The organism is Paraburkholderia xenovorans LB400 (genome assembly GCF_000013645.1).
GTDB lineage: Bacteria > Pseudomonadota > Gammaproteobacteria > Burkholderiales > Burkholderiaceae > Paraburkholderia > Paraburkholderia xenovorans.
In genome coordinates this window covers 2,648,771-2,661,366 of record NC_007952.1, presented here as the reverse complement: position 1 = coordinate 2,661,366, position 12,596 = coordinate 2,648,771, and the positions used below count along the sequence as shown (strand labels likewise).

At 60.4% G+C, this 12,596-nt stretch carries 10 protein-coding genes; all 10 read left to right on the top strand.

Annotation, left to right across the window (positions count from 1 at the left end; translation table 11 throughout):
- Window positions 1-159 precede the first annotated feature (159 nt).
- The 10 genes from BXE_RS33690 (at window position 160) to BXE_RS33645 (ending at window position 12,582) form a co-directional block, all read left to right on the top strand.
- A complete protein-coding gene (locus BXE_RS33690; protein WP_011492602.1) occupies window positions 160-861 on the top strand; it encodes a 3-oxoacid CoA-transferase subunit A in 702 nt (233 codons plus the stop codon).
- 13 nt (window positions 862-874) lie between these two features.
- Window positions 875-1,534 (top strand): 3-oxoacid CoA-transferase subunit B, encoded by a 660-nt coding sequence (locus BXE_RS33685; RefSeq protein ID WP_011492601.1) that lies wholly within the window; start codon window positions 875-877, stop codon window positions 1,532-1,534.
- 49 nt (window positions 1,535-1,583) lie between these two features.
- A complete protein-coding gene (locus BXE_RS33680) occupies window positions 1,584-2,963 on the top strand; it encodes a 3-carboxy-cis,cis-muconate cycloisomerase (protein ID WP_011492600.1) in 1,380 nt (459 codons plus the stop codon).
- A gap of 5 nt (window positions 2,964-2,968) precedes the next feature.
- Entirely contained in the window at window positions 2,969-3,760 is a 792-nt protein-coding gene (gene pcaD, locus BXE_RS33675) for a 3-oxoadipate enol-lactonase (RefSeq protein ID WP_011492599.1), read from the top strand.
- Window positions 3,757-4,149 (top strand): 4-carboxymuconolactone decarboxylase, encoded by a 393-nt coding sequence (gene pcaC, locus BXE_RS33670; protein WP_011492598.1) that lies wholly within the window; start codon window positions 3,757-3,759, stop codon window positions 4,147-4,149. Before pcaD ends, pcaC begins: the two co-directional genes overlap by 4 nt.
- Before the next feature lie 429 nt (window positions 4,150-4,578).
- Window positions 4,579-5,733, top strand: a complete 1,155-nt coding sequence (wecB, locus tag BXE_RS33665; RefSeq protein ID WP_011492597.1) for a non-hydrolyzing UDP-N-acetylglucosamine 2-epimerase — start codon at window positions 4,579-4,581, stop codon at window positions 5,731-5,733.
- Complete coding sequence (locus tag BXE_RS33660; RefSeq protein ID WP_011492596.1) at window positions 5,730-6,983, top strand: putative glycosyltransferase; 1,254 nt, start codon at window positions 5,730-5,732, stop codon at window positions 6,981-6,983. The genes wecB and BXE_RS33660 overlap by 4 nt, the downstream gene beginning before the upstream one ends.
- Window positions 6,970-7,818: an ABC transporter permease gene (locus tag BXE_RS33655; RefSeq protein ID WP_040124452.1), complete on the top strand. Its 849-nt coding sequence runs from the start codon at window positions 6,970-6,972 to the stop codon at window positions 7,816-7,818. Before BXE_RS33660 ends, BXE_RS33655 begins: the two co-directional genes overlap by 14 nt.
- Window positions 7,808-9,226: an ABC transporter ATP-binding protein gene (locus tag BXE_RS33650; RefSeq protein ID WP_011492594.1), complete on the top strand. Its 1,419-nt coding sequence runs from the start codon at window positions 7,808-7,810 to the stop codon at window positions 9,224-9,226. The genes BXE_RS33655 and BXE_RS33650 overlap by 11 nt, the downstream gene beginning before the upstream one ends.
- Window positions 9,223-12,582, top strand: a complete 3,360-nt coding sequence (locus tag BXE_RS33645) for a glycosyltransferase (RefSeq protein WP_011492593.1) — start codon at window positions 9,223-9,225, stop codon at window positions 12,580-12,582. The genes BXE_RS33650 and BXE_RS33645 overlap by 4 nt, the downstream gene beginning before the upstream one ends.
- The last annotated feature ends 14 nt before the right edge of the window (window positions 12,583-12,596 follow it).

Sequence of the window (12,596 nt, the reverse complement as noted above, 5' to 3'; positions counted from 1 at the left end):
TCATATAACGAACAAATTCAGCGCGAGCCAACCGGCGGCGCCAGCCCGCATCACCATTCGGCAGGCCATCGCCGGCATCGGCCCGGAGACCGTTCCGCCCAGCGCTGTCCTCAACGCGGCCAGCCCGGCGGCACGCAGCGCCCCAAAAGGAAATTCGACATGATCAACAAGATTTTCGAGTCACTTCAATCGGCCGTTGCCGATGTGCACGACGGCGCGACCGTCATGATCGGCGGGTTCGGCACGGCCGGCATGCCGTCGGAGTTGATCGACGCGCTCATCGAACAGGGCGCGCGCGATCTGACCATCGTCAACAACAATGCCGGTAACGGTGACATCGGCCTCGCGGCGCTGCTCAAGGCGAAGCGCGTGCGCAAGATCATCTGCTCGTTTCCGCGCCAAACCGATTCATACGTATTCGACGCGTTGTATCGCGCCGGAGAGATCGAACTCGAACTGGTGCCGCAGGGCAATCTCGCGGAGCGCATTCGTGCGGCAGGCGCGGGTATCGGCGGCTTCTTCACGCCGACCGGCTATGGCACGAGGCTCGCGCAAGGCAAGGAAACCCGTCTGATCGACGGCCGGCACTATGTGCTGGAGTCGCCGCTGCATGCGGACTTCGCGTTGATCAAGGCGTATAAGGGCGATCGCTGGGGTAATCTCACCTATCGCAAGACGGCTCGCAATTTCGGACCGATCATGGCCAGCGCGGCAAAGACCGCGATCGTGCAGGTGTCGCAAGTCGTGCCGCTCGGCGCGCTCGATCCCGAAGTGATCATCACGCCCGGCATATTCGTGCAGCGCGTGATCGAAGTGCCGCAAGCGGCGCACCAAACCGCCGCCACCGCCACGGCAGCCTGAACCGGAGACCGACATGAAAAAACTGACTCGCGATGAAATGGCCCGGCGCGTTGCGCAGGACATTCCCGAAGGCGCCTATGTGAACCTCGGCATCGGCGTGCCGACGCTGGTGGCCAATCACCTCGCCGCCGACAAGGAAATTTTCCTGCACAGCGAAAACGGTTTGCTCGGCATGGGCCCGGCGCCCGCCAAAGGCGAGGAAGACGACGAACTGATCAACGCCGGCAAGCAGCACGTCACGCTGCTCACGGGCGGCGCCTATTTCCACCACGCCGATTCGTTCGCGATGATGCGCGGCGGCCATCTGGATTTTTGCGTGCTCGGCGCTTTCCAGGTATCGGCCGGCGGCGATCTGGCGAACTGGCACACCGGCGCGCCGGACGCGATTCCGGCCGTGGGCGGTGCGATGGATCTGGCCATCGGCGCGAAGCAGGTCTATGTCATGATGGAGCATCTGACCAAGCAGGGCGAGAGCAAGATCGCCGCCGAATGCACCTACCCGGTAACGGGCGTGGGTTGCGTCGACCGCATCTACACGGACCTTGCGATGATCGATGTCACGGATCAGGGCCTCGTGGTGCGCGAGATTTTTTCGGACATCGATTTCGATGCATTGCACAAGCTGACCGGCGTGCCGCTGATCGACGGCACGCAAGCGGCGCGCGCGGCCTGACGCGCGGCGGGCGCTTTCACTTTCGATACCTCAGGTTATCCACGTCATCATGCTCGACTCCAGCGCCCGTCTGACCGGCCTTCTTTGCGGCACGCAGCCCATGAACGACATCTGGGCGCCGCGTGCCACGCTGCAACGCATGCTCGACGTGGAAGCGGCGCTCGCGCGTGCTTCAGCCACGCATCACGTGATTCCGCCTACGGCGGTGGCCGCGATCGAGGCCGCCTGCCAGGCCGATCAGCTCGACGCGGACGCGCTCGCACGCGACGCCGCGCTCGGCGGTAATCTCGCGATTCCGCTCGTCAAGCAACTCACCGCGCGCGTCAAGGCGGCCGACGCCGAAGCGTCGAAATACGTGCACTGGGGCGCCACCAGCCAGGACATCATCGACACGGCGACCGTGCTGCAATTGCGCGACACCTTCGATCTGCTCGACCGCGGCCTGCAAGCCACCTGTCACGCCGTGGCGAAACTCGCGGCCGCGCATCGCGCCACGCCGATGATCGGCCGCACCTGGCTGCAGCAGGCGCTGCCCATCACGCTCGGCCTCAAATTCGCGCAATGGCTCGACGCGTTGCTGCGTCATCGCGAGCGGCTCGATGCGTTGCGCAGTCGCGTGCTGGTGCTGCAATTCGGCGGCGCAGCGGGCACGCTGGCGAGCCTGCGCGAGGCCGCGCCGCAAGTCACGCAATCGCTCGCAGAGGAACTCGGCCTTGCCGTGCCGACGCTGCCGTGGCACACACAGCGCGATCGCATTGCCGAAACGGCGGCGCTGTTCGGCATGCTGATCGGCACGCTCGGCAAGATCGCGCGCGACATCTCGCTGCAGATGCAAACCGAAATCGACGAACTGGCCGAACCGGCCGCAGCCGGCAAGGGCGGTTCGTCGACCATGCCGCACAAGCGCAACCCGGTCGGCTGCGCGGCGGTGCTGACGGCCGCCACCCGCGCGCCCGGGCTGGTCGCCACGGTGTTTGCCGGCATGGTGCAGGAGCACGAACGCGCGCTCGGCGGCTGGCAAGCCGAGTGGGATGCGCTGCCGGATCTCGCGCGTCTCGCGGGCGGCGCGCTCGCCAACATCGAACAGATCGCCGCGGGGCTGAACGTGAACGTGGCGCGCCTCGCCGCCAATCTCGACATTACGCACGGCCTGATTCTCGGTGAAGCGGTGATGCTCGCGCTCGGCGACAGCATCGGCCGGCTCGACGCGCATCATCGGGTGGAGCGCGCGTCGAAAGCCGCGATCCGCGACGGCCGGACGCTCTTCGACGTGCTTGCCGAAGACCCGGCTGTGACCGAACATCTTCCGCTCGAGCGTCTGAAGCAACTGCTCGATCCGGCTCAATACGTCGGCCAGGCGCACGCTTATGTGGATGCCGCGCTGGCCCTTCACACCACGCGCTCGCAGCGCGACCATTCCAGGGAGTAACGGGCATGCCATACGCCGCAGTCAACGGCACCGAGCTTCACTATCGAATCGACGGCGAGCGCCACGGCAACGCGCCGTGGATCGTCCTGTCGAATTCGCTCGGCACCGATCTGTCCATGTGGGCGCCGCAAGTCGCGGCGCTGTCGAAACACTTTCGCGTGCTGCGCTACGACACGCGCGGCCACGGCCACTCGGAAGCGCCGAAAGGCCCGTACACGATCGAGCAACTGACCGGCGACGTGCTCGGCCTGATGGATACGCTGAAGATCGCCCGCGCGAATTTCTGCGGACTGTCGATGGGCGGCCTGACCGGCGTTGCGTTGGCCGCGCGCCACGCGGATCGGATCGAGCGCGTCGCGCTGTGCAATACGGCCGCGCGCATCGGCTCGCCGGAAGTGTGGGTGCCGCGCGCCGTGAAGGCGCGCACCGAAGGCATGCACGCGCTGGCCGATGCCGTCCTGCCGCGCTGGTTCACGGCGGACTACATGGAACGCGAACCGGTGGTGCTGGCCATGATTCGCGACGTGTTCGTGCATACCGACAAGGAAGGCTACGCCTCCAACTGCGAAGCCATCGACGCCGCCGACCTGCGTCCCGAGGCGCCCGGCATCAAGGTGCCGGCGCTGGTGATCAGCGGCACGCACGATCTGGCCGCGACGCCGGCGCAAGGCCGCGAACTGGCGCAGGCGATCGCGGGCGCGCGCTACGTGGAACTGGATGCCTCGCACATTTCCAACATCGAGAGAGCCGACGCTTTCACGAAGACCGTGGTCGACTTCCTGACGGAGCAGAAATGAACGACGAAGACCGTTACGAAGCCGGACTCGGAGTGCGCCGCGCGGTGCTGGGTAGTGCGCACGTCGACCGGTCGCTCGCGAACCGCACTGAGCTGACGGAAGAGTTTCAGAATTTCATCACCCGCTATGCATGGGGCGAAATCTGGACGCGCGAGGGCTTGCCGCGTCACACGCGCAGCCTGCTGACCATCGCGATGATGGTCGCGCTCAACCGCGGCGAAGAACTCGCACTGCATCTGCGCGCCGCGAAGAACAACGGTGTGACGCGTGAGCAGATCAAGGAAGTGCTGCTGCAAAGCGCGATCTATTGCGGTGTGCCGGCGGCCAATTCGGCGTTTCATCTGGCCGATAAGCTGTTTCGCGAAGACGACGCGGCGGTGCAGAAGTAATCGTTGCGATAGAGGTTGCGGTAGGGTGTCGGGCAGCGCGCGGGTGCGCGCTGCCGTGCCTTGAAACATCAATGGTGTCTGGTTTTGATCCGGCCTGCAATGGGCCGCGATGCGGATAGCTCGTATCCGCTGGCGTTTGACTTGGGTGTGCACGGGTGCTGCCGCGCTGCGTGACATCAGCGCGGTTCATCAGCGCGGTTCTCACGAGCGCTGTGATCGTTGCTGAAAATTCCGCTCGCCAAATGAATTTTCCTCGCGATCAGATCGGAAATTATCCCCCTGCTGATCAGCATTTTCGCCCCATTCCTCCGGTCGCATTGGCCTTAAGATCGCATCCAGTTTCTGGCGTATGAACATACGCGATCGGTCGTGCCATTTCGAAGATTCGAATACTTAATAAGGTATCCGAATCTATAACCGGACTCGAAAATGAAAAAAATTGCGGTGGTTTTCGGAACACGCCCGGAGGCGATCAAGATGGCGCCCGTGATCCGCGCGCTGAAGGCTTCGTCCACACTTCAGCCGGTCGTGATCGCAACGGCACAACATCGCGAGATGCTCGATCAGGTGATGGACGTGTTCGACATCGGGTCGGACTACGATCTTGATCTGATGCGCCCAGATCAAACGCTGTCCGGAATAACGTCGCGTCTCATTACGTCGCTCGACGACGTATTGCGTGATGTCAAGCCGTCGGCGACCCTCGTGCAGGGCGACACGACTACCGTACTCGCCGCGTCGCTTGTTTCGTTCTACAACCATATTCCGGTCGGGCACGTCGAGGCGGGGTTGCGTACGCGAGATTTGCGGAATCCATTTCCAGAGGAAATGAACCGTGTCGTTACCGGGCGCCTTGCGAAATGGCACTTTGCTCCAACCCAGGCATCAGCCCAGAACCTGCTGGATGAGGGCGTCTCATCCGACACCGTATTCATGACCGGGAATACGGTCATTGACGCATTACTGGAAGCCCGCCGGCACGCCAGCAAGATGCCATGCCATGTCGCCGATGGTCGTCGTCTCCTCCTGGTAACCACGCACCGCCGTGAGAATTTTGGCGAACCACTCAAGCGCATCTGTTCAGCCGTGCTCGAATTGCTGGCGCGCCACGATTCACTAGACATCATGTTTCCGGTTCATCCGAATCCGAATGTTTCCGTCGTGGTTCATAGCTTGTTGGGAAACCACCCGCGGGTTGTGCTTTGCAAGCCTTTGGACTACCTGAGTTTCATCGCTGCAATGGAGGCAGCGCACATCATTATCAGCGACTCAGGCGGCGTGCAGGAGGAGGCGCCGGCGCTCGGCAAACCAGTCCTCGTGTTGCGAGACGAAACCGAGCGGCCGGAGGCGGTGTCGTCTGGCGTCGCCGCGCTCGTTGGAACGGAGACCGCGCGCATTGTCGAGAGCGTCGAGCGGCTGCTGCTGGATCGAAGCGAATACGCACGAATGGCAAAGGGCGCTTCACCGTATGGCGACGGGCTTTCTGCAAAACGCATCGTGGCGATTCTGGAAGACTCTCTGTTGGGCTATCGCTCGTCCATGAATTCAGTACCGCCGCTTGCTCGAACGGCGCTGCAGCTATGAGCGCGCAGGAAATCACTAGTGCAGACAGGAACGGCCTGATCTATTTTTCTTCGGTTCCGTTTGATAGCTACGCGCAGCGTCCGCACTTCATGGTCTCGGCGTTTGCAGATCATGGCTTCGGCAAGATTTTGTGGATCGATCCGTACCCGACCCGCTTGCCCAATTTTGCCGATCTCAGGCGGATAGGCTCTCATCCGGCTTCGCTGACTCATAACAATGACATGCGCATCCGCGTGTTACGTCCTTCGGCGCTTCCCATCGAGCCGCTGCCATTGGCAGGTTTCATTAACCGTGTGGTCGCGTGGAAGCCTGTGCTCGCGCGCATGACGGAGTTCGCGCACGACACGGAGCACTGCGTGCTGGCTATTGGGCGCCCGAGCAGGCTTGCCGAGTGGGCGCTGGCTCACATCCCGCATCAGCGGTCTTTCGCGGATATCCTGGGCAATTTCCCCGCGTTTTACCGGGGAGTTTCGCGATTTGCGATGAACGCCAGAATGAGCGCGATCTGTCGGAAGGTTACCGACGTGTATTGCTCGTCGGCGCAACTGGCGCAGGATCTGAGCCGGATAAGACGGGACGCCGTTGTCGTGTTGAATGGTTATTGCACGGAAAACCTGCCACCGCCGTCCTCGCCTGTGTCGAGAAAGTATATCGGCTACGTCGGTACGATCGGGGAATGGTTCGATTGGCCGCTTGTGCGTTCAATCGCATCAGCATTGCCCACTGTGCCGATACGGCTGATCGGACCTGAGTTCGTCGCCCGTCCTCCGGATCTTCCGGCAAACATCGAATGCATTGGCGAACAACCGCACGAGCAGATGGCCGCGCTCGTAAGCGAATTCGCTGTGGGACTGATTCCGTTCCGGATCAACGATCTGACCGCAGGAGTAGATCCGATCAAATTCTATGAATATCGGTCGATGGGCGTGCCGGTATGGTCCACCGAATTTGGAGAAATGCGCTCAAGAGCCGCCGCTGACGGTGTAAGCCTGATTTGCCACGAATCGTCCTGGGAGCATCTTTGGGACGCCGTTAATCGAAGTCATTGCGATTTCGAGAATGTGGCCAGGTTTCGGGCAGATGTGTGCTGGAGCAAGCGTTTCGAGCCGATTCTCACGCGCGTGCGCAGGCCCGCTGAAGAGGCGGCCCGATCTGAGTTCTGTGGAGAAACGTCACGCACGTCCCTGGACCTGTCCGCCGTTCGACGTAGTCACTCCACCCAACTTGTCCAATTCAATGGCAGAAAGTAGTTTTATAAAAGATGGCGCGGAATTCAGTCATCGGTCCGCGCCCGGCTTTATCGTTGCCGATTTGTTCGATCATCGTCATCTGCTTTTTCAGCTGGTGCGTCGCGATATTCTCGGTCGTTATCGCGGCTCCGTGTTTGGCGTATTCTGGGCATTTCTCAATCCCCTATTGATGCTGTCCGTCTATACGATCGTGTTCGGCGTGTTCCTACGCACTCGCTGGGCCGGCACGAGTAATAGTCTCCAGTTTTCGGTCGTATTGTTCGCCGGGCTGATTGTTTTCAATTTTTTCTCTGAGTGTGTCAACCGCGCGCCCGCGTTAATCGTCAGCAACGTCAATTTCGTGAAGAAAGTCGTATTTCCGCTTGAACTTCTGCCGTGGGTGATGGTTGGAACGGCTCTCTTTCATGCGTGTATCAGTCTTCTGGTCTGGGTAGTGTTCTCGATGTTCGTGTATGGCACGGTGCAATGGACAATGGTGTTTCTGCCGTTGGTCTTCATTCCACTTATTTTCATAGTACTTGGATTGAGCTGGATCATCAGCTCGCTCGGCGTCTATTTGCGCGACATCGGACAAGTCATCGGCGTGTTGACGTCTATAGTCATGTTCCTGTCGCCAATTTTTTATGCAACCGAGTCGCTGCCCAAACCGTTCCAGGCGCTGCTACTCGCCAATCCTCTAACCTCGATTGTTGAGCAGGCGCGTCGGGTCATGATTCGGGGCGCTATGCCGGACTTTGCATGGCTGGCCGTCTCGACTGTCGTCAGCATGGTGTTCGCGTGGCTCTCGCTGCGTTGGTTCCAGAAAGCACGGGACGGGTTCGCGGATGTGCTCTGACCATATCAGGCTACCAGCACAACTGGCCGCCGGCGACGTTGCGATACGCGTCGAAAACCTGTCCAAGCGCTTTGCTGTCTACCACACCAGGCTGGAACGCTTGAAGCACATCGTCGCACCGCGTCGAACAAAAGGTTTCGCCGAATTCTGGGCACTCGACCATGTCGATCTGACTATCGGTCGCGGTGAAGCCTGCGCAATCATCGGTCGCAATGGATCAGGCAAGTCCACGTTGCTGCAGATTCTCTGCGGGACTTTGCGCGCTACGTCTGGCCGGGTTGCGGTCAACGGGCGCGTTGCCGCACTTCTGGAACTGGGCGCGGGCTTCAACGCCGACTTTACCGGCCGGGAGAATGTCTACCTCAACGGCGCGGTACTGGGGCTGTCGCATACGGAGATCAACGAGCGCTTTGTGGAGATTGAAGCCTTTGCGGAAGTGGGCGATTTCATAGACCAACCGGTCAAGACTTACTCGAGTGGTATGTATGTGCGTCTGGCGTTCGCTATTGCGATTCACGTCGATCCGCAGATCCTGATCGTTGACGAAGCGCTCGCCGTTGGGGACGCACGCTTTCAGGCGAAGTGTCTTAACCGGATCAAGAAGATGCAGGCCGATGGCGTCACGCTGTTGTTCGTGTCGCACGACGTCAGTGCGGTTCGCACACTATGCGACCGGGCGCTGTGGCTCGATTGTGGAAAGGTCAAAATGCTCGCCGACGCATTTTCAGTTACTGCGCAATACAGCCAGTTCCTGTTCGAGGGCGAAGACTACGCGGTTGCCGGGAACGGCTCGGGCAGTCCGCAGGACTCATCCGGCGCGCTGCAAAGCGCTGCTTCTCAGGATATCTCGCCATCGGCGCACCCGGAAGAAGCGAATCAGTCTCGCGCTGGCGCTTGCGGCGAGGAACTGATGGCCATGCATCGTCCGATCAACCATTGGGGCAGCCATGTCGGCTCAATCGTTCAGGCGGGAATTTACAACGCCCGTGGAGAGCGGGCGTCGACCTTTGTCGCCGGCGAGCCTATCGAGGTCAGGGTGATCTTCCGGCCGCCGTTGAACGCCGATCGGAAAACGATGAGCGTTGCATTTTCGCTGAAGGACTTGCGCGGCACGGACCTGATCGTCTCGACGACATGGGACCAGCGGCGGCTCGACTTTGAACAGGCCGGTGGCGAGGCGTGCATCCGGTTCCGGCTCAGGAATCAACTGAACAGAGGCAGTTATCTGCTTGCCGTTGCGCTGGAAGACCGGGCCGGCGTCGCGCCCCAATACTATGAGTACATCGAGGGCGCGCATTATTTCACGTCTCTCGTCGAAGACACCCTGTTCGGATCTTTTGTCGTCGACGTCGAGCAAACGATCGAGCCGGGACATAGCCTATATGCGAATGCACGGGTAAGCGTATGAGACAGAACATCATCAATAGCAACACCTATTGGGACCAGCGTTTCCGTCAAGATTGGGAAAGCAACGGCGGCAGGGAGCAAAGCCGTTTTTTTGCCGAAGTGGCGATCGGCGCAATGCCGCAGTGGCTCGCGAACGAGATCAAATGGAACAAACTGACGGTGTGCGATTGGGGTTGTGCGCAGGGCGACGGCACGGAAACGTTGGCGCAGTTTTTGTCATGGGACATAACCGGCGTCGACTTCTCCAGATCTGCCATTGAAGCCGCACAGCAACGCTACGGGCGAATCAGGTTCCTGCAGGAAAACCTGCTGGATAAGCCGATGCGCCCGAGGTTCGACGTCCTGTTCTCATCGAACACACTTGAACATTTCGCCAATCCGTGGGAAGTCTTTGAACAGGTCGCGGAGTACGCGGCCCGCTTTGTCGTATTGCTACTGCCTTACCGCGAGGTCGCCCGGCATGCGGAGCATGAGGTCTCGTTCGACAGCCGGAATATTCCTGTCGCACCCAATCCGGCATGGTCTCTGGTGTATCACTCGGTGGTCGATACCCGGCGCTGGGAACCCAGCTTTTGGCCCGGTGAACAGATATTGCTGGTATTCGCCCGTACCGGGTGGCTTGCCCAGCGCCGCTTTTCGCTTGCGGACCTGACGTTGTACCAGATGCGGCAACCAGGCAGTGCAACGACCGTCGATACGCCGCAAAACTCGCCCGGGAGCGAAGCGTATACACAGCACGTCAACGAACGACTCCACGCGGTGCTTTCCACAAAGGAGGCACGACATGCGCGCGAGCTTGAAATCGCGTGCGATGAACTGATGCGTGAAAAGGCGCGCGCTGACGAACTCGACATTCAACTGAATGGCGAGCGAATCCGCGGCGCGGCGGCGGACCAGCGTGCGGAGGCGGCAGAACATCAGGCCACGGCTCGGCAAGAGCAACTGGCGGAGCTGCAACTCCGGATGAGTGCGCAGCAAACGCAACTAGACGCCGCCCGCGATCAGGCGAAACTCGTCGTCGCGCTGCAAGATGCGGTTGATCACGAGCGGGAGAACGGACGACAACTGGAAGAAGAAAAGGCAAGAGTTGTTGCAACAGCGCAGCAAGTCGAGGAACGGTTGCACTTTCTTCAGTACCGCGAGCGCGCGTTGACAACCGAAATCCAGACGCTGCTCGCGACCAGGAGCTGGCGCTTGACCGCGCCATTGCGCGTGCTTCGTGGCTCGCCGAACTGGATGAAAAATCGGCTGCGCGACGTGAACTACGCCTATGTGCATGGCGGTGTGCGTCATGTTGTCGGCCGGTGCGCCGGCTATTTTTTCAAACACTTTAAATCGCCGGTCCGGCTGCCGGCTTTTTCGGGCGTTCCGCCGACGGTCTCTTCCGGCGTCGCGGAGATAACACCCGTTTCCATTGCCGCCGATCTGCCGCCGCAGTTTCATAGGCCTGCCGCAGAGCGAGCGCTCGCAGATGTTTTCGTATTCAGCATTATCGACTGGCACTTCAGGATTCAGCGTCCGCAGCACCTGGCGCGTGAGTTTGCGCGTGCAGGACATCGCGTCTACTTCTTTTCGAATCATTTCGTGGATGCGAAGGAACCCGGGTTTTCGGTCGAGCACCTCGACCCTTCTCTGCCGCTATATCAGATCAAGCTAAAGGTGAGTGGAGCCCCGGCGATATATTTCTCCGTGCCCGGGCAGCAGGCGATTGAACAGATTCTGGAAGGACTCCGGCTGTTTCGGGAATGGAACGGTGGCGGCCGCTCCTATGCTCTGGTTCAGCACGGTTACTGGATGCCCGTTGCCACGCGTTTGCAGGCGGATTGCGTGACTTACGATTGCATGGATCACCACGAGGGATTCGGTAATGTACCGCGCGAACTGCTTGAGATGGAAGAAGCGATGATGAAGCGCGCGGACCTGCTCGTGGCCACGTCATCATGGCTCGAAGGCCATGCTCGCCGATACAACCCTCGTGTCGAGGTGATCCGCAATGCCGGGCAGTACGAGGATTTCTGCCATCCGCCCGGCGAATGTTTTGCCGACCCTCAGGGCCGCCGCGTGATCGGCTACTACGGCGCGATCGCCGAATGGTTCGACGTGGAACTCGTGGCGCGCGTTGCGGAGGCTTTTCCCGACGCGTTGGTGCTTCTGGTGGGGGCGGATACAGCCGGTGTCGGAACAAAGCTGCGCTCATTCGCGAACGTCGAAATGACCGGCGAGGTTCCGTATGCGCGATTGCCTTATTACCTGTACGGATTCGACATCTGTATGTTGCCATTCAGGGTGATGCCGCTCACGCTGGCAACTAATCCCGTCAAGGTCTATGAATATCTGGGTGCGGGCCGTTCCGTTGTGTCGGTGGATTTGCCGGAGATGACGCAATTCGGCGACCTTGTGAGGGTTGCTGGCACGCCTGAGGCTTTCCTTGAACAGATCAGATCTGCGATTGAGGCATTGCCCGACAGTGAGGAAGAGACCAGCCGGCGCAAGGCGTTTGCCGCGGGGCAAACCTGGGGACATCGCGTCGCGAGTTTTCGCAGTGCCATAGAGGCGCTCCCGCGCGCCAAGGTCAGCGTGATCGTACTGACCTACAACAACCTGGCGTTGACCAAGGACTGCCTGGAGAGTCTCGAACAGCACAGCAATGGCGTCGATCTGGAAATAGTCGTTGTCGACAATGCTTCGACCGATGGGTCCGGCGAATACCTCTCGTCGTGGGCAGCATCGCGTCCTGCCGCGAAAGTCATCCTGAACGCAGAGAACCTCGGGTTTGCCGGCGGCAATAACGCTGGCCTCGCTGCGGCCACGGGCGACTACCTGGTCATTTTGAATAACGACACCGTGGTCACTCGAGATTGGGCGCGGCGCATGGTTAACCACTTCAGGAATCATCCGCGCCTGGGGATTCTCGGTCCCTTGACGAACAACATCGGCAACGAGGCCAAGGTGCAAACGCACTACACGAACCTTGAGTCAATGCATTCCGAAGCAGCGCTACTTACCGGCCCAAATTTGGGGGCGCTGTTCGAACTGGATACGGTCGCCTTCTTCTGCGCGATGTTGCCGCGCTCAACCTATGAATTGTGCGGATCGTTGTGCGAGGACTACGGCCGTGGATTCTTTGAAGACGACGACTATTGCCGGCGTGTGCAAGCTGCCGGTCTCGTGGTGGCTTGCGCGGAAGACGTCTTCGTCCATCATCATTTGTCGGCGTCGTTCAACAAGTTGGGTGAGGAGCGCAAGCGTGCACTGCTGGAAACGAATCGTGCAATTTACGAGGCCAAATGGGGACCGTGGAGGCCGCACCAATACCGGAGTCAGCGCGCGCGGCGCAATTGGCGGACATTCGCATGAGTTATGCCACATGA